18 protein-coding genes are annotated in these 17,044 nt (G+C 74.1%); 7 read left to right on the top strand and 11 right to left on the bottom strand.

Features of this window, described 5'->3' with window-relative positions; all coding sequences use genetic code 11:
• On the bottom strand, positions 1-1,007 hold a 1,007-nt coding region (locus BGP03_RS14235), incomplete at its 3' end, for an NAD(P)-dependent alcohol dehydrogenase (protein WP_299736500.1).
• 230 nt (positions 1,008-1,237) lie between these two features.
• On the opposite strand from BGP03_RS14235, the gene BGP03_RS14230 reads away from it, so the two are divergent.
• Entirely contained in the window at positions 1,238-1,687 is a 450-nt protein-coding gene (locus tag BGP03_RS14230; RefSeq protein ID WP_296366381.1) for a DUF4442 domain-containing protein, read from the top strand.
• On the opposite strand, the gene BGP03_RS14225 is transcribed toward BGP03_RS14230, so the two are convergent.
• Entirely contained in the window at positions 1,620-2,135 is a 516-nt protein-coding gene (locus BGP03_RS14225) for a nuclear transport factor 2 family protein (protein ID WP_296366380.1), read from the bottom strand. The two genes, BGP03_RS14230 and BGP03_RS14225, sit on opposite strands and share 68 nt — an antisense overlap.
• 90 nt (positions 2,136-2,225) lie before the next feature.
• On the opposite strand from BGP03_RS14225, the gene BGP03_RS14220 reads away from it, so the two are divergent.
• On the top strand, positions 2,226-2,876 hold the full coding sequence (locus BGP03_RS14220) for an NAD(P)H-binding protein (RefSeq protein ID WP_298797188.1): 651 nt from the start codon (positions 2,226-2,228) through the stop codon (positions 2,874-2,876).
• 87 nt (positions 2,877-2,963) lie between these two features.
• Positions 2,964-4,337 carry an NAD(P)/FAD-dependent oxidoreductase gene (locus BGP03_RS14215; protein WP_298797266.1) on the top strand — a complete coding sequence of 458 codons (1,374 nt, stop codon included), beginning with the start codon at positions 2,964-2,966 and terminating at the stop codon, positions 4,335-4,337.
• On the opposite strand, the gene BGP03_RS14210 is transcribed toward BGP03_RS14215, so the two are convergent.
• The 5 genes from BGP03_RS14210 to BGP03_RS14190 all read right to left on the bottom strand — a co-directional run bounded on the left by BGP03_RS14210 (position 4,329) and on the right by BGP03_RS14190 (position 8,016).
• Positions 4,329-5,303, bottom strand: coding sequence for a CopD family protein (locus BGP03_RS14210; RefSeq protein WP_296366377.1), 975 nt, complete (start codon positions 5,301-5,303; stop codon positions 4,329-4,331). The genes BGP03_RS14215 and BGP03_RS14210 overlap by 9 nt on opposite strands.
• An 88-nt stretch (positions 5,304-5,391) precedes the next feature.
• A complete protein-coding gene (locus tag BGP03_RS14205; RefSeq protein ID WP_296366375.1) occupies positions 5,392-5,943 on the bottom strand; it encodes a copper resistance CopC family protein in 552 nt (183 codons plus the stop codon).
• Complete coding sequence (locus tag BGP03_RS14200) at positions 5,943-6,662, bottom strand: YcnI family protein (protein ID WP_296366373.1); 720 nt, start codon at positions 6,660-6,662, stop codon at positions 5,943-5,945. Before BGP03_RS14200 ends, BGP03_RS14205 begins: the two co-directional genes overlap by 1 nt.
• A 44-nt stretch (positions 6,663-6,706) precedes the next feature.
• A complete protein-coding gene (locus tag BGP03_RS14195) occupies positions 6,707-7,228 on the bottom strand; it encodes a hypothetical protein (RefSeq protein ID WP_296366371.1) in 522 nt (173 codons plus the stop codon).
• Positions 7,229-7,251: 23 nt separating this feature from the next.
• On the bottom strand, positions 7,252-8,016 hold the full coding sequence (locus BGP03_RS14190; protein WP_296366388.1) for a DUF6474 family protein: 765 nt from the start codon (positions 8,014-8,016) through the stop codon (positions 7,252-7,254).
• Here BGP03_RS14190 and BGP03_RS14185 point away from each other — a divergent pair.
• Both BGP03_RS14185 and msrA read left to right on the top strand, forming a co-directional pair.
• Complete coding sequence (locus tag BGP03_RS14185; protein ID WP_298797191.1) at positions 7,933-9,609, top strand: TM0106 family RecB-like putative nuclease; 1,677 nt, start codon at positions 7,933-7,935, stop codon at positions 9,607-9,609. The two genes, BGP03_RS14190 and BGP03_RS14185, sit on opposite strands and share 84 nt — an antisense overlap.
• Positions 9,610-9,661: 52 nt before the next feature.
• Positions 9,662-10,327: a peptide-methionine (S)-S-oxide reductase MsrA gene (msrA, locus tag BGP03_RS14180; protein WP_296366368.1), complete on the top strand. Its 666-nt coding sequence runs from the start codon at positions 9,662-9,664 to the stop codon at positions 10,325-10,327.
• Between the two features lie 3 nt (positions 10,328-10,330).
• On the opposite strand, the gene BGP03_RS14175 is transcribed toward msrA, so the two are convergent.
• Positions 10,331-11,479 carry a molybdopterin molybdotransferase MoeA gene (locus BGP03_RS14175; protein WP_296366366.1) on the bottom strand — a complete coding sequence of 383 codons (1,149 nt, stop codon included), beginning with the start codon at positions 11,477-11,479 and terminating at the stop codon, positions 10,331-10,333.
• Between the two features lie 112 nt (positions 11,480-11,591).
• On the opposite strand from BGP03_RS14175, the gene BGP03_RS14170 reads away from it, so the two are divergent.
• Both BGP03_RS14170 and BGP03_RS14165 read left to right on the top strand, forming a co-directional pair.
• A complete protein-coding gene (locus tag BGP03_RS14170) occupies positions 11,592-12,209 on the top strand; it encodes a TetR/AcrR family transcriptional regulator (protein ID WP_298797195.1) in 618 nt (205 codons plus the stop codon).
• A 180-nt stretch (positions 12,210-12,389) separates the two neighbouring features.
• Positions 12,390-12,911 (top strand): methylated-DNA--[protein]-cysteine S-methyltransferase, encoded by a 522-nt coding sequence (locus BGP03_RS14165; RefSeq protein ID WP_298797197.1) that lies wholly within the window; start codon positions 12,390-12,392, stop codon positions 12,909-12,911.
• Here the strand turns inward: BGP03_RS14165 and BGP03_RS14160 are convergent.
• From BGP03_RS14160 to BGP03_RS14150, 3 genes are read right to left on the bottom strand one after another with little or no spacing between them, the layout of a single operon-like run.
• Positions 12,908-13,714, bottom strand: a complete 807-nt coding sequence (locus BGP03_RS14160; RefSeq protein ID WP_298797201.1) for a YceI family protein — start codon at positions 13,712-13,714, stop codon at positions 12,908-12,910. The two genes, BGP03_RS14165 and BGP03_RS14160, sit on opposite strands and share 4 nt — an antisense overlap.
• On the bottom strand, positions 13,711-16,530 hold the full coding sequence (locus BGP03_RS14155; protein ID WP_298797203.1) for an MFS transporter: 2,820 nt from the start codon (positions 16,528-16,530) through the stop codon (positions 13,711-13,713). The genes BGP03_RS14160 and BGP03_RS14155 overlap by 4 nt, the downstream gene beginning before the upstream one ends.
• Complete coding sequence (locus BGP03_RS14150; protein WP_296366356.1) at positions 16,530-17,039, bottom strand: MarR family transcriptional regulator; 510 nt, start codon at positions 17,037-17,039, stop codon at positions 16,530-16,532. The genes BGP03_RS14155 and BGP03_RS14150 overlap by 1 nt, the downstream gene beginning before the upstream one ends.
• Positions 17,040-17,044: the final 5 nt, after the last annotated feature.

The following is a 17,044-nucleotide window of genomic DNA, read 5'->3' as shown; positions in this document are numbered from 1 at the left end:
CCGCGGACCCGGCCTGCATCCAGATCGTGGAGGGCGTCGAGCGCCGCATCGAGCGGGTACTGCTTGGTGTGCAGCGTGACCTTCCCGGCCTGGGCCAGGACCATCAGCTCGGTCAGGTCGGAGTAGGTGCCGACGATGTTGCCGATGACGTTCTTCTCGCCGCCGACGAAGTCGAGCGTCGGGGCCCTGAACTCGCCGCCGTAGCCGAGGATGTACTGCGATCCGGCCGGGGCGGTCATCTGCCAGGCGTCGAGCTCGGCGCCCTGCTCGGCGACGAAGTCGAACACGACGTCACCGCCCAGCCCGTTGGTGAGGTCCTTGACGGCCTCGACCTGGTTGCCGTCGGCCAGCACCGTCTCGTCCGCGCCGAGCTGCTTGGCCAGCGCGAGCGCGTCGGGGTTGCGGTCGACGACGATGATGCGGGCACTGGTGATCGCGGCCAGCGACTGGATGCCGATGTGGCCCAGCCCGCCCGCGCCCTGCACCACGGCGGTGGTGCCGGGGAACAGGCCGCCCGCGGCCTTGCGCACCGCGTGGTAGGCCGTGATGCCCGCGTCGGCCAGTGCGGCGACGTCGGCGGGGTTGGTGGACGGGTCCAGCTTGATGCAGGCCCGGGCGGTGGTGCGCAGGTACTCGGCCATGCCGCCGTCGTTGTTGGACAGGCCCGGGAAGAAGGCCGCCTCGCACTGCATGTCGCGGCCCCGCCGGCAGGCCAGGCAGAGTCCGCAGGACGGCTGCGGGTGGAGGATCACGGTGTCGCCGACGGCGACGTTGGTGACGCCTTCGCCGATCTCGTGGACCCAGCCCGCGTTCTCGTGACCGATGACGTAGGGCAGTTCGGGGGCCATGGCCTCGGCCCAGTCCCCGTTGATGATGTGGAGGTCGGTGCGGCAGACGCCGGCGCCACCGACCTTGATGATCACGTCGAGCGGCCCCTGGATCGTGGGCTCGGGGATGTCGTCGATCGTGGGGTCCTCGTGGTACGCGTGCACCCGGACGGCTCTCACCGGCATACCTCCTAGAACTGCGGTGTCTGGGCCCGATTCCAGTGCGAGGTGGTCCCGCTCACAACCGCCCCGATTCCGCGGAGTGAGAAAACGGCCTTGATCACCTCGCCGTCCGGAGAGGTGTCCGCCTCTGACCTGGGGTTTGTCGCGGCGCCGATGTCGTCTCCGGCGGTCGCGTCTCGAATGGAGACAGCTATTCGGCTGTTCTACCCGTGAGTAACATGCCGGGGATGACGGACACCAGCTGGGTCGCGGCGGCGATGGCGCAGACCGTGCCGTGGGTGAGGACGGCCGGCATCACGTTCGGCGAGGTCACGGCGGAGCGGGTGGAGTGCCGGCTCCCCGACAGTCCCGATCTCCACAACCACGTCGGCGGACCGCACGCGGCCATGATCTTCGGGCTGGGTGAGACCGCCTCGGGCGCCGTGGGACTGGCCGCGTTCTCGTCCGCGATGGACCGCGTCACCCCGCTCGTCGTCCGCTCCGAGATCTCCTACAGCCGGCTCGCCCGCGGCCCGATCGACGCCGTCGCCGTGCTCGACCGGCCCGCGGCCGAGGTGCTCGCCGAGCTCGACGGGGGCACGCGCCCGGAGTTCACGGTGTCCGTGACGATCACGGACGCCGAGGGCCGGGAGACGACGAGCATGACCGTGGTGTGGACGCTGCGGCCGAACCGCTGAGGGCCGTCTGGTCCCACAGCGTGCGGTGGGTGAGGATCCTCGACTCGGTGCGCCCCAGGCGCGACGTGTGCCGGACGCTGACCACGGAGATCGCCGTCGTCGCCACGTGCAGCCCGGTCGGGGCGACCCCGGGCAGCAGCCAGGGCAGGTCCCGGTCGTGGGTGAACCCGACCGTCATCTCGTCGACGATGTGGCGCTGGTCCACCGTGCGGGAGACGCGGGTGAACGTCAGGTCGGCGGGCAGGTGCGGCAGGACGTCCTCGGCGAGGTAGCGCCGCAGCGCGTCCCGGCCGCGGGCGCCGGTGCCGCTCGGGGTGTTGGTCAGCTCCACCTCGTCGTGGACGGTCGCGAGGGCGGCGTCCACGTCCCGCGTGGTGTAGACGGCCTGGTGGAAGGCGTCCCGGCAGCGCTCGATCTGCCAGATGAGCTGCTGGATGCCCTGTGTCATGTGACAGCATGCTGCCCCGGCCGACGGCGTCGCGTCAAAGGTCGGACGCGCGGGCCAGCGGGTCGTGCGGGGCCGGGCTAGCGTCGCCCCATGCATGTGGTGATCGCAGGTGGACACGGGAAGATCGCGTTGCAGCTGGCCGCGCTGCTGGCCGGGCGCGGTGACGTCGTCACCTCGGTGGTGCGCAACCCCGACCACCGCGCCGACGTCGAGAAGGCGGGCGCGACCGTCGCGGTGCTGGACCTGGAGGCGGCCTCGGTGGCCGAGCTGGCCACGCACCTGAAGGGGGCCGACGCCGTGGTGTTCGCCGCGGGCGCGGGCCCGGGCAGCTCCGTCGAGCGCAAGGACACGGTCGACCGGGCCGCGGCCGTCCTGCTCGCCGACGCCGCCGCGCAGGCCGGGGTGACGCGCTACCTGCTGGTCTCGTCCACGGGGGTCGACGAGCCGCCGGCGGAGGGAACCGACGAGGTGTGGACCGCCTACCTGCGGGCCAAGAAGGCCGCGGAGGACGCGGTCCGCGCCACCTCGCTGGAGTGGACGATCCTGCGGCCGGGCCGGCTGACCGACGATCCCGCCAACGCCAAGGTGCTGCTCGCGGAGCCCCCCGTCCCCCGCGGTGACGTCACGCGCGGTGACACCGCCGCGGTGCTGGCCGCGCTGCTCGACGCGCCGCACACGGTGGGGAAGGTGCTGGAGCTGCGCGAGGGCGACGTCGACATCCTCGCGGCGGTGCAGCTGTGACCGCCGACGTGCTTTCTCCCGCGGAGGCGGCGTCGTGACCGCCGACGTGCTTTCTCCCGCGGAGGCGGCGTAGTGACCGAGTTCGACGTGGTCGTCATCGGCGCCGGGGCCGTCGGGGAGAACGCCGCCGACTACGCCCACCGCGCCGGGCTCTCGGTCGCGATGGTCGAGTCGGAGCTCGTCGGCGGCGAGTGCTCGTACTGGGCGTGCATGCCGTCGAAGGCGTTGCTGCGCACCGGACACGCCGTCGCCGCGGTGCACCGGCTGCCCGGCACCACCGCCTCCTTCGACCCGCAGGCGGTGCTCGCCCGCCGCGACTCGTTCACCCACGACTGGGACGACGCGAGCCAGGTGGAGTGGGCCGAGGGCGCGGGCATCACGGTCGTGCGCGGGCACGCCCGGATCACCGGTGAGAAGACGGTGGCGGTGGGCGGGGAGGTCCTGACCGCGCGGCACGCCGTGGTGGTCTGCACCGGCTCCACGCCCGTGACGCCGCCGGTGGACGGGATCGACACCGTCCGGACGTGGGGCTCGCGCGAGGCGACGTCCACGAAGGACATCCCGCCGCGGCTGGGCGTGCTCGGCGGCGGCGTCGTCGGCTGCGAGCTGGCGAAGGCGTTCCAGCGGCTCGGCTCGCAGGTGGTGCTGCTGCAGCACGGGCCGCGGCTGCTGCCGTCGATGGAGGAGTTCGCGGGGGAGCGGGTGGCCGCCGCGCTGCGGGCCGAGGGCGTGGACCTGCGGCTGGACACGACCCTCGAGTCCGTCGCGCCGGACGGCGACGGGATCGCGCTGCACGTGGCGGGTGAGTCGATCACCGTCGACGAGCTGCTGGTCGCCACCGGACGCCGGCCGCACACCGCCGACGTCGGCGTCGAGACGGTCGGCCTGGAACCGGGGAAGCCGCTCGAGGTGGACGACTCCGGGCTGGTCACGGCCGTCGACGGCGGATGGCTGTACGCGGCGGGCGACGTCACCGGCCGCGCGCCGCTCACGCACCAGGGCAAGTACGACGCCCGGATCGTGGGCGCCGCGATCGGTGCCCGGGCCGCCGGTCGTCCGGTGGACACCGCGCCGTGGGGCGAGCACTCCGCCACGGCCGACCATGCGGCCGTGCCGCAGGTGGTGTTCACCGATCCCGAGGTCGCCGTCGTCGGGAGGACCGGGAAGCAGGCCCGCGAGGCGGGGATCGACGTGCGCGTGGTGGACCTGCCGATCGCCGTCGGCGGCTCGTCGCTGCAGGCCGACGGCTACGACGGTGCGGCCCGGCTCGTCGTCGACGAGGGGCGCGGGGTGCTCGTGGGCGTCACGTTCGTGGGGCAGGACGTGGCCGAGATGCTGCACGCGGCCACCGTCGCGATCGTGGGCGAGGTACCCCTCGCCCGGCTGTGGCACGCGGTGCCGGCCTACCCGACGATGAACGAGGTGTGGCTGCGGCTGCTGGAGGCGTACAGATCAGCCTGACTGGGTCAGCGCGGCGGCCAGGCCCAGGGTGACCGCCATCAGGGCCACTTCCGCCCCCGCCCAGCGCAGGACCGGGGTGCGGCCGGTCATGAGGCGCCGCCGCGCCAGCCAGCCGAGGCCGCCGAGGCCGGCGATGCACACGGTCTTGGCGACGATCAGCCAGCCGTAGCCGGTGGTGACCAGGGCGGCGGGTGACTCCAGCCGCAGCACGGCGTTGGCGACGCCCGTGATGCCCACCGCGACGATGCACACCCCGGCCAGCCGGGAGAACCGCGGCACGGCCACGTCGAGGAGCTCCCGGCGCTTCACGAGCAGCAGGGTGGCGCCGAGCCCGCCCACCCACAGCGACGCCGCGCCCACGTGCAGGGCCACGGTGATCACGGCGAGCTCGTGGTCGGCCTCACCGCCCGCGTGGCCCGTGACGGTGGGCGTCAGCAGTCCGAGCAGGGCCGCCACCAGCGGGATCCGTAGCTGGATGCGATCGGGATCGCGCATCCGCACCACGGCGCACACCAGCGCGGCGAGCGCGCAGCCCGCGGTGAGCAGCAGGCCCCGGCCGGCCCCGAAGTCGCCCGAGAAGCGGGCCAGCTCGTCGCCCCCGACCGCCGTGACCGGTCGGCCGTAGGCCTCCGCGGTGCGGAAGACGACGCCGAGCAGCGTCAGCACGAGCCAGGCCCCGGCCAGCGCGACCAGCGCCCGGTCGACGGTGTGGGCGAGCCGGGTGAGCTCCCGCGCGCCCGGGCCGGGCCCGAGCGGCAGGAGCACCCCGAGCAGCGCCACCCCGACGCACGCGACCCCGGCCACGTCCATGCCGGTGCGCGTCAGGGTGGCGCCGAGCAGCACGGGCAGGGCGGTGGTGGCCAGCCCCCCGGCCAGCACGGCGGAGACACACCCGACCCCGACCGCGAGCCCCGCCCACAGGGCGGGAGCCCAGGTGCGCGAGGACCTCGCGGTCGGCCGGTTCACGCGGTGGGCCCCGGTGCCAGCAAAGTGGCTTTCCTGTCACCACGTGGCCGCAAAGTGGCTTTCCTGTCATCCCGGGCCGTGGCCACCGTCATGACCTGCCCAGGCGGAGCGCTGCTCCCACTCCCAGGCCGACCACCAGCACCGCGCCGACGATCCAGGGCCACACCGGGGCGCCACCGTCCCCGCTGGGCGCCGCGGTGGGCACCACCCCGGACGCCGACGGGGCCGCCGAACCGGCCGGGGCGGCGGCCTGCGCTGAGCCCGGGCCGGCTGTGGACAGCGTGAACGCCACGCTGCCCGACACCGGATGCCCGTCGGCCGACACCACGCGGTACCCGACCTGGTACCTCCCGGCCGGGCCGAGCGGCAGAACCCCGACGGTCACCGTGTCGTCGACCTCGGAGATGTCGCCGGAGTGGTAGTCCTTGCCGTCCGGCCCGATCACCGTGATCACGGTGAACCCGGGCTGCACGGCCTCGTCGAACGTCAGCGAGACCTTCGGCGGAGACGCTGCGAGGCTGGAACCGGACGCGGGGTCGCTGCTCTCCAGCCGGCTGTGGGCCCACGCCGGGGCGGTGCCGAGCGCGAGCGCGAGCCCCGCCACCAGTGTGACGACCCCGCCCCTGATCCAGCGCCTCATCAGCTGTCCTTCCCGGCCTTCCGGCCGCGCAGCACCGCGCCGCCGCCGACGCCGAGTCCCAGGGCGCCGACGACGAGCCCGGCGCCACCGAGCCAGCGGGCGGTGGTGTCGGTGGAGCCGGAAGCAGCTTCGGCGGTGCCCCCCATGGCCATCGCCATGCCGTGGGAGTCGGAGCCGGGTGCCGCCGGAGCGAGTGTGACGGACGGAGCGGGGTGCTCGGGCTCCGAACCGTCGGCGTTCGGCGGCTGGCTCCAGTCGACGACCACGCCGTTGTCGTAGGTCTGCCTGGCCGGCAGCATGATCTCGGGGACGGCGGGCATCGGGCCGAGCGACACCGGGAAGTCCAGGTACTGGCCGGGGGCGATCTTGTTGCCGGCCGTGGCGGTCCACGTGATGGAGCCGACGGCCTTGGTGATGGTCCGGCCGCCGGACTGCACGGGCGGGTTGAGCGTGACCGTGGTGGTCGTGGCCGTCCAGCCCGCGATCGGGGTGGTGCGCACCGAGGTGATCGGGTGGTCGGCGGGGAGCGTGACGGTCAGACCGACGGTGCCGGCCGTGTCCTCCTCATTGGGGACGCGGAAGGTGACCACCGAGTAGCCACCCTGGGTGGCCGTGCCCGGCTGGGCGGTGACGTGCGCGAACGCCGGGGCGGCGCCCACGAGCGCGACGGCGGCGGCGGCGGTCAGCACGGTGCCGACGCGCAGGGGGATGCGGGACATGCGGTTCTCCGATGGTGATGCAGGTACGGGTGTGGTGTGCGGAGTCAGCACCACACCGGGGGTCCCCGCCGCCGGGTTGCCGCGCCGAGGAATGCGCTCGCGAGGCGCGCGGGGAGCTCGGGGCCCGGTACCGCGAAGGTGGTCGGCGGACGCTCGACAGGGGGCGGCGCGAGGCGGCGCGGCACCACGCGGCGGAACGCCGCGGCCACGGCCGCGACCGCGTGGTCGGCGTGGCGCAGCCCCACCGCGGACAGGAGCGTGACGATCGCGTGCATGGCCAGCATCGACGGCCCGCCGAGCAGGGCCGGGCCCGCGTCGGCGGAGGAGTGCAGCAGCACCATCAGGTAGTGCAGCGCGACCTGCCCGGCGGCGAGCACCACCACGGTGCCCAGCGGTGTGCGGCTGCGCTCGGCCAGCGAGACGAACACCACCGCGACCAGCGGCAGCAGCACCACGAGCAGGCCCAGATCGCCGACGGTGCCGCCACCGGCGACGTGGCCGACGCCGGTGAGCAGCGCGCTCAGGCAGGCCAGGACGGCGCCCCGGGCCCCTCCTGTGCTGCGCATGGCACAGACGGTAACGCGACCCGTCAGGTCGTGACGCCCAGGTGGTCGAGCAGGGTGAGCTCGATCGCGTCCAGCTCGCCGCCGATGGCCTTGAACGCGGCGCGCCGCCGGGTGGCGGGCATCTGCTCGGCGGCACGCACGGCCACCGACAGGTCGGTCAGCCGCGGCCGGGCCTCGGCGGCGAACGCGGCGCCGTCGGTCTTCTCCAGCTCGGTGAGCGCCTCGGCCAGGTGGGACAGGCGCGCGTGCAGGGAACCGCCGGGGCCGCTGAACGCCGTGAGCTGGTCGGTGGTGACGCCGAGCCGGGCGGCCCGGTAGGAGTCCCAGCGCCCGCGGGCCTGGGTGGCCGCGGCCAGCGCGTACGGGGCGAGCAGCGGCAGCACGGTGGTGCCGACCCCGATCAGCCGCTTGGCCTGCGCCGACGAGAACGGCGCGCGCTCGGTCTGCACCGTGACCTCCGACGCACCGGAGCGCTTAGCCGACTTCTTCGCCTGCTTGGTGGCCTTCTTGACCGACTTGGCCGTGTCCTTCTCGGCCTTCTTGAACGCCTTCACGGCCGTCTTGCCCGCCGCCTTCGTGGTCGAGCCGGACCGTCGTCCCAGCGCCATCAGTGCATCCTTCCTCGCAGGTGGTGCGAGCCTAGAGCCCGGACGCGCCGACGGCAGCGACAGAGGTTGTCGGTGGCGGTCATTACCCTCGGGAGCGTGACGGCCATCGAGAACAGGCGACCCGCAACCGGGGTGACGCTCGACGCCGCCGACCTCACCCGGTGCCGCCGCCGCATCCACCTCGACCACGACCCGGCCTCGGCCGCCGAGCCGCGGGCGCTGCCCGATCCGGCGCTGGAGCAGCGCCGCGCCGACGCCGGCGAGCACCGCGTCCGGGTCGGGGCGCAGCTCGCGGCCGCGGCCGGAGCCGGCTGGGTCACCGTCGGCCCCTCCGGGCGCATCGAGACCACCGCGGCGGCCGTCGCCGCCGGGGCCCCGATGATCTGGGGAGCGGTCGTCCCCGACGTCGACGGGGTGGGCCGCCGCGGGGGGGCCGAGCTGCTGGTGCGGCTGCCCGAGGGCGGGTACGTGCCGGTCATCGTGGTGCGCCACCGCGTCACCGATCCCGGCGAGGGTGCCGTCACGTCGCTGCTGGAGCAGCCCACCCCACGCCGGGCCCTCCCTGACGCCACCCGCAGGATCCGCTCGCAGCCGCGCGACATGCTGCGGCTCGCCCACCTCAACCGGATGCTGCGGGCCGCGGGCTGGGCGCCCGCGCCCGGTGTGCGCCACGCCGACCACGGCGGCGTCATCGGCATGGACGCCGATGTCGTGCTGTGGCACGACCTGCGCTCGGGCCACTGGCCCGGCGGTCGCTCCACCCTCACCGAGTACGACGCCCGCTTCGCCGACCGCACGGCCGTCGCCGTCGCCGCGGCCACCGGGGCGCCCGCGCTCGCCGCGCCGTCGCGGGTCACCGAGTGCCGCCGCTGCCCGTGGTGGCCCACCTGCGAGGCGGCGCTGGAGAGCGCGCAGGACGTCAGCCTGGTCGTCCGCGGGGAGACGGCCGTCGCGCTGCGGGAGGCCGGCATCGGCACGGTCGCCGCGCTGGCCGCGCTCGATCCGGCGGTGGAGCCGCCCGGGTTGCTGCCGGGCATGCCGTTCGCCGACGTCGTGTCGCTGGCGCGGGCCTGGCTGCGCGGCCTGTCGGTGGTGCGCCGCGTGCCGCGGGTGCCCGTGCTGCGCGCCGACGTCGAGGTGGACGTCGACATGGAGAGCTTCGGCGAGGGCGGCGCGTACCTGTGGGGCGCGCTGCTGCGCCACACCCACGGCGCGCTGCCGGGCGACGAGCCCGACGGCTACCGCGCGTTCGCCACGTGGGATCCGGTGCCCACCGACGACGAGGCGCGCTCGTTCGCGGAGTTCTGGGGCTGGTTCTCCGGGGTGCGGGCCCGGGCCGCCGCCACGGGCCGCACGTTCGCCGCCTACTGCTACAACGAGCAGGCCGAGAACCGCTGGCTGCTGGGCTCCGCGCGGCGCTTCGCGGGCATGCCGGGCATCCCCACCGTGGCGGAGGTGCAGGCGTTCATCGACGACCCCTGCTGGGTGGACCTGTTCGCCGTGGTGGGCGAGTGGTTCCTCTGCGCCCACGGCAAGGGCCTCAAGCGCATCGCCCCCGCCGCGGGCTTCTCCTGGCACGACCCGGAGGCGGGCGGCGAGAACTCCATGCGCTGGTACCGCGACGCGGTGGGCATGGACGGCGCCCCGCCGGAGGAGTCGCAGCGGCTGCGGCTAATCGAGTACAACGCCGACGACGTGGCGGCCACCCAGACCCTGCGCCTGTGGATGACCTCGCCGGCCATCGAGGACGTCCCCCTCGCGTCCGACCTCTGATCCGGACGTGAACACCTCCGACGATGCGGCACCGGACGCGTAGCCTCGGGGCATGGGCCTGTTCGGACGACGGAAGTCGCAGATGGTCACCGCGGACACCGCGCTGACCGGCCGGCCGACGCCACTGCGGGTGCCCACCACCCACCACGTCAACGGCCACCGCATCCAGCCGCCCTTCCCGGACGGCCTGGCCACGGCGGTGTTCGGGATGGGGTGCTTCTGGGGCGCCGAGCGCATCTTCTGGCAGACGTCCGGCGTGTACTCCACCGCCGTCGGCTACGCGGGCGGGTTCACCGAGAACCCCACCTACGAGGAGACCTGCTCCGGACGCACCGGGCACACCGAGGTGGTGCTGGTGGTGTTCGATCCGGCCCAGGTGAGCTACGAGCAGCTGCTGAAGGTGTTCTGGGAGAGCCACGACCCCACGCAGGGCATGCGCCAGGGCAACGACCGCGGCACGCAGTACCGCTCGGCGGTCTACTACGCCGACGACGCCCAGCGCGAGACGGCCGAGGCCACCGCGACGGTCTACGGCGGCGCGCTCCGGGCCGCCCGACGCGGCGAGATCACCACCGAGATCGCACCGCTCGGGGCGTTCTACCACGCCGAGGACTACCACCAGCAGTACCTCGCCAAGGTCCCGAACGGCTACTGCGGCATCGGCGGCACGGGCGTCGCCTGCCCGGTCGGCACGGGGGTGCGCCCCGACGCGGGCTGACGGTCAGGGCAGCGGGTGCAGGACCGTGGCCCCGGACGGGTCCACCACGGCCAGCGCGTCGGCCACGGCCAGGCCACGGAGCATCGCGCTGCCGGCGTGGGCCACCTCCGTGACCACCCCGTTCCGCACCTGCACCGGCACGAGCCGGGTGTCGTGGGGGTGCGTCGGCAACGGCGGGCCGGGCGGCAGCGTGGCCAGCGGTGCACCGCGCAGGCCGGTGAGCACCGGCAGGGCCAGGGTCAGGAACGCCACGAACGCGGCGAGCGGGTTGCCCGGCAGCCCGACGACGAACGGTCCGCCGGGGAGCCGGGCCAGGGTCTGCGGGTGGCCGGGCCGGCACGCCACCCCGTCGACGATCATCTCGGCGTCGAGGTCGGCGAGCACGGGCCGCAGGTGGTCGGCCGGGCCGCGGGACGACGAGCCGGACACCACCACCACGTCGGTGGAGGCCGCTGCGAGGGCGGATGTGAGCGCGTCGCGGGAGTCGGTGAGCCGGGTGACGACGGTCAGCCCGCTCCCGGCCCGGGCCACGAGTCCCGGCAGCATCGGCCCGATCGCGTCGCGGACCCGTCCGGCCCCCGGGATGCCGGCGTCGAGCACCTCGTCGCCGGTGACGAGGGCGGACACCTGCGGCGCCCGGCGCACGGTCAGCTTCTCGTGGCCGACGCCGGCGGCCAGCCCGAGCGCGGCCGGGCCCAGCAGGTGACCGGCCGGCAGGACGTCCGTACCCGCTGCGGTCTCCTCACCGGCCCGCCGGATGTGCGTGCCGGGACCGACCCGGCCGCCCACGCGGTCGCCGGAACGCTCGCTCCGCTCGTAGGGCACCACCGCCGACGTGCCGTCGGGCACGGCGGCGCCGGTCGCGATCTCGCAGGCGGTGCCCGGTCGCAGAGCCCCGGGCGTCGGCTCGCCGGCCCGGACGTGCGCGACGACCGTCCAGGGGCCCGGTCCGCACACGGCGTAGCCGTCCATCGCGGAGCAGTCGGCGGAGGGCACGTCCACCAGCGCCGCGAGTGGGCCGGCGAGCACGCGGTCGAGGGCGTCGGCGAGGGCGATGGGCTCGGCGGGCAGGGGCTGCGCGGCGGCATGGGCCGTGCGACGGGCGTCGGCCCAGGCCATGGGGCTGCCGTGGTCGGAGCGCGCGCGTCGCATGACCCCACTCTCGTCCGCCCGGCGCGTCGCCGCCAACGCTCGTATCTGGAACTCCATGATGGAGTACTGTTCTGTAACAACATTCCACTATTGTGTTACATCGAGGATGTCCATGCCGACGACCGCGCGCACCAGAGCCGGCCGCACCGAACGGGCGCTCGCCACCCGGACCCGCGTCGTGGAGGCGGCGTCGCCGCTGTTCGTGGAGCGTGGCTATCTCGAGACCACGATGGCCGACCTGGCCCGTGCCGCGGGTGTGGCCGTGCAGACGCTCTACCTGTCCTTCGGCAGCAAGGCCGCCGTACTGGAGGCCGCGCTCGACGCGGTGGCGCAGGACCAGCCATCCGTGCCACCCACCCCGGCCGCGCGCAGCGGGCCCGCCGTCCTGGCCCGGCACGTCGCCGTCACGGTCGCCGCGGTCGAGCGCCGGGCCCCGCTCGACGCCGTGCTGCGCGCCGCCGCCGCCGATCCCGAGCCCGCGGCGCTGCTCGCGGCGGCCCGGCAGGAGGCGCTCGCGGCGCACGGCCGCGCGGTGGACGAGATGGCGGAGAAGCCCGGCTTCACCGTGGAGCTGTCACTGCAGCGGGCCACGGACGTGCTGGCGGCGCTGCTGTCGCCGGAGACCTACGCCATGCTCGTCGTCGAGCAGGGGTGGACCACGCCGGACTGGTCGGAGTGGGCGGTGCGGCACCTGACGGCCGACCTGTTCCCCGCGACCGCCGACGCATGATCGCGACCGCACGCACATCACGGCCCTCGCGAGGGCGCGGGCGTGCGACCGCACGGCACGGCCCCGGGCGGGGCAACGACGTGCGATCGGCGGTGATCACCGCGCGAGGCTGACCGCTGACGATGGTCGGGCGCGGGAACGGGGGTGCCGCGGGGCGGCGGGGCGGAGCAGACTGGCCCGATGGCGTTGCGTTGGAACGTTCTGCCGGCCTCGGCGCCCATCGGTGCCCTCACGCTCGGCGTCACCGATCTCGGGCTCGCGCTCGTCGTGTTCGGCGACGATCCCGCGGCCGCCCGGCGCGCAGCCGAGCGTCTGGGCGAGCCGCTGGTGGCCGCCGGGGGTTCGGTGGCCGAGCAGCAGCTGCGTGAGTACCTCGCCGGCGAGCGGCGGGTGTTCGACATGCCGCTGGACTGGCGGCTCACCGCGGGCTCGCAGCGCCGGGTGCTGGAGTCGCTGTTCGCCACCGTGCCCTTCGGCGCCACGGTCACCTACGGAGAGCTCGCCGCGCGGAGCGGCCTGGGCCACGCCCATTCCGCAGCCCGCGGGGTGGGCTCGATCATGGGATCGAACCCACTCCCGGTGGTGGTGCCGTGCCATCGCGTGCTGGCGGCCGACGGGCTGGGCGGGTTCGGCGGCGGCCGCCCCACCAAGGAGTGGCTGCTCGCGTTCGAGGGCGTGCTCACCCCGTCCCTGTTCGACTAGTTCTGCTGGTTCTGCACGGCCTCGATGTCGATCTCGATGCGCAGGGTGCGCCCGATGGCCAGCAGGCCGGCCAGCACCGACTGGTTCCAGCTCATCTCGAACGCGTCGCGCGTGACGTCCGCGGTGGCGGTGAACGCGCAGCGGACCCCTCCCCACAGGTCGGGACCCGTGCCCAGGTACTCCACCTGCAACGGCACCGCGGCGCTCACGCCCTTGAGCGTGAGCACCCCGTCCACCACCCAGTGGGTGGCGTCGAGCTTGCGCAGGCCGTCGGACTTGTAGCGGATCTCGGGGTACGCCCCGACGTCCAGGAAGTCGGGGCTGCGCAGGTGGCCGTCGCGCGTCTCGTCGTCGGTCTGCACGGCGTCGGGATCGATGACGACCTCGACGGAGCTGTTCTCCAGCGGATCGGCCACCTGCACCTGGCCACTGAAGCTTCGCAGCCGGCCGTGGATGCGGCCCATCCCCAGGTGCAGGGCCGTGGCCCGGATGCTGGAGTGCACCGGGTCGATCGTCCAGGTGCCCGGGGCGGGCAGCACGCCGCCGCCCGCCCGGGCCAGCTCCAGGACGCCCAGGGCCGTGGTGGCTTCGGTGACCGCGACGCTGCGGGCCACCGGCTCGTGGCCGGGGGCCGCGACGATCACCGTGTACGGCCCGGCCGGGAGCCCGTCGAGGAGGAAGCGGCCGTCGGACCCGCTGGCCACCCGGGCCCGCTGCACCCCGGTGGCGTCCACCGCGGTGAGCGTGCCCCCGGTGATGGGCCACCCGTCGGGAGTGGTCAGAAGGCCGGTGAGGGCGCTCACCGCACGTCCACGTGCTGCGGCGTCGTCACACCCACCTGGTGGTCATTGCCGTTGCCGTTGGTGGCGACCTCGGGGGCCCGCGGCGCGGTGCCGGGCGTGCCCAGCTCCACCGCCGCGGTGCTCTGCGCACCCGCGGTCACCTGCACGACCTGTGCGACGGGGGCGTACCCGCTCGCGGTGAGCGTGTAGGTGCCCTCCGACAGGTCCTCGAACACGAACGTCCCGTCGGGGCCGGTCACCGTGGACCCGACGACCGTGCCGCCCGAGTCCACCAGCGTGGCGATGGCCTCGGGGACGCCGCGGCCGTTGCTCGCCGCCGTGACGGTGCCGAGCAGCCGCGAGCGGCGCGGCAGCTCGAGGTCGCGCTCGACCGTGGCGCCCACGTCGAGCCGGAGGCTGACGGCGACGGGCTGGTGCCCGGGGCCTGCGGCCGTGAGCGTGTAGCTGCCGTCCGGCATGCCGGTGAGGTGGTAGCGGCCGTCCGGGTCGGTGACCCCGGCGGCGGCGACGTCACCGCGGACGTCGATCAGCGTGACCGTGATGCCGGGGACCGGACGGTTCCCACCGGTCGGGTCGGGCGCGCGGACGACGCCGAGTACCGCGCTCGTGCCGGTGAGGGAGACGTCGTGGCGCACCGGCCGGTCGGACACCGCGACCAGCGCGGCGTGCGGCTGGTAGGTGCCGGCGGCGGCAACCACCAGGTAGGTGCCCCCGTGCTGCAGCGGGACGCGGTAGGCGCCGGTGGCGTCGGTGGCGGTGCGCGCCTCCTGGCGGCCGGTGGGGTCGGCCACGGTGACGACGACCTGGGGCAGGCCCACACCGTCGCCGCGGTTGACCACGCCGTACACCTCGGGCCCGTCACCGGGCTGGGTGGCGAGACCCTGGACCGTGGGCGCGCCGTACGCCGGGGTGGGCTCGCCGCTGCTGGCGATGTAGGCCGTCGGCGCGTTGCTCACCTCGTGGTGTCCGTTCCCGTTGCGGCCGTTGGCCGACGCGGGCGCGTAGGCCGTCATCGCGTGCCGTCCGGCCCGGCGCTCGGCCTCCGCGGCCGCTGCGCCCACGGTCACGGGGGCCCCCACCGTGGTGAGCTCGGCGGTGGCCGCCTCCTTGGACATCGAGACGCCCGCCGGACCGGCGGCGGCCTCCGCCGCCTCCTGGGCCGCGGCCTGCGCGCCCGACATCGTGCGGAGCGGGACCTCCTTGACGAACAGGACGAGGACGAAGGCCACCGCGAGGAGACCCGCCACGATGAGGAACGTCAGCACGATGGAGTTGGAGAAGCCGACCAGGAACGGCTGGGCCAGCCGCGGGTCGATCTTCTGCAGGAACGACGAGTCGTTGAGCACCCCGGACGCGTTCGACCCGGCGCCGCTGCTCAGCGCGGCGAAGAAGGGCGCGTTGACCGGATCGGCGCGCACCGCCGGGTCGCTGACGGCTGCCTGGAAGGCCGGGTCGCTCTGGGCGGCGGTGAAGGCGCTGGCGATCTTGCTCGGCACCGTGGAGAACACCACCGAGAGGAAGATCGCGGTGCCCAGGGTGCCGCCGAGCTGCCGGAAGAACGTGGACGAGGCCGTGACGACGCCCATGTCGCGGGCGGGCATCGCGTTCTGCACGGCGAGCACGAGGGTCTGCATGCAGTTGCCGAGGCCCAGGCCGAACATGGCCATGTAGAGGTCCAGCTCCCACAGCGGGATGTCGACGCTCACCCGGAAGTACATGATCACCATCGCGGCGATCATGAGTGCGATGCCGATCACGGGGAAGATCTTGTAGCGGCCTGTCCTGGCGGTCAGCTGGCCGGAGGCGAGGGACGCGACCATGATCCCGCCGACCAGCGGGAGCATCAGGTACCCGGACTCGATCGGCGTGGCCCCGTGCACGATCTGCAGGAACAGCGGAAGCACGAAGATGCCGCCGAACATGCCCATGCCGACGATGACGCCGACCAGCGTGATCAGCGTGAACAGTCCGGTGCGGAACAGGCGCAGGGGGAGCAGGGCCTCGTCGCCGTAGTAGCGCTCGAACAGCACGAAGGCGATCAGTCCGACGGCCCCGATGGCGTAGCACAGCCACGCCCGGCCGGAGTCCCAGCCCCATTCCCTGCCCTGCTCGGCGATGATCAGCAGTGGCACCAGTCCGATCGCGAGCGTGACCGCTCCCGGCCAGTCGATGCGGCGCGACCGGGGGACGTGCGGGATGTTGAGAACCTTGGCCACGACGACGAGCGCGAGGACGCCGATCGGGACGTTCACCAGGAAGATCCAACGCCAGCCGTCGGTGAACCAGATGGTCTTCTGGCCCGAGAGAAGGCCCCCGATGATCGGGCCGAGCACGCTGGACGTGCCGAAGACGGCGAGGAAGAGGCCCTGGTAACGCGCCCGCTCGCGCGGCGGCACGATGTCGCCGAGGATCGTCAGCGCCATGGAGAACAGCCCGCCCGCGCCGATTCCCTGCAAGGCCCGGAAGCCCGCCAGCTGGTACATCGAGGTGGCGAACGTGCAGGTGATCGACCCGATGATGAAGACCGAGATCGCGAACAGGAACAGCGGCTTGCGACCGTAGATGTCACTCAGCTTGCCGTAGAGCGGTGTCGAGATGGTGCTGGTGATCAGGAACGCGGTGGTGGCCCACGCCTGTTCGCTCAGCCCGCCGAGGTCGTCGGCGATGGTGCGGATGGCGGTGGACACGACGGTCTGGTCGAGCGCGGCCAGGAACATGCCGAGCAGGAGGCCGCCCAGGATGGTCAGGATCTGGCGGTGGCTCAGTTCACCTGCCGAGCGTTCGGCCGGGGCCTCGACGGCGACTTCGGTGGACATCAGTTCTCTCCTCCTGGACGGCGGGTGGTCCGCGCGTCCCCTTCCGGCATGTGGTTCGCGAGCATGTCGTCGGCGAAGCGCCCGAGCAGTTCGGCGAGGCGCCGCTGGTCCTCCGCGGGCCAGTCGGCCAGTACAGCCCCGACCACCTCGATGCGACGGCGGCGGCCGGCGACGCAGCGGTGCGTCCCGGACTCGGTGGCGGCCAGCAGGTGGGCCCGTCCGTCGTCCGGGTGGGCGCGGCGCTCGACCAGGCCCGCCTCGACGAGTGCGGTGACCTGGCGGCTGACGGTGGACGGGTCGGTGCCCAGGGACTGGGCGAGCTCGCCTACCCGCTGCGGGCCGCGTTCGAGCAGCTCCGCCAGTACGTGCCCGACGGCGACGTCGCCCCCCTGGTGGCGCATCCTCGCGACGACACGGAGCAGGCGCACGAGCTGCTGGCCGATACGATCCGCGTCGATCATCTCGCCGGTGTCCGTGTCGATACCGGGGCCGTTCACGTCCACGCTCATGTCGT

This window comes from Pseudonocardia sp. 73-21, assembly GCF_001899645.1.
Classification (GTDB): Bacteria; Actinomycetota; Actinomycetes; order Mycobacteriales; family Pseudonocardiaceae; genus Pseudonocardia.
The sequence above is the reverse complement of the archived record's forward strand: the minus strand, read 5'-3'. Positions and strand labels throughout refer to the sequence as shown.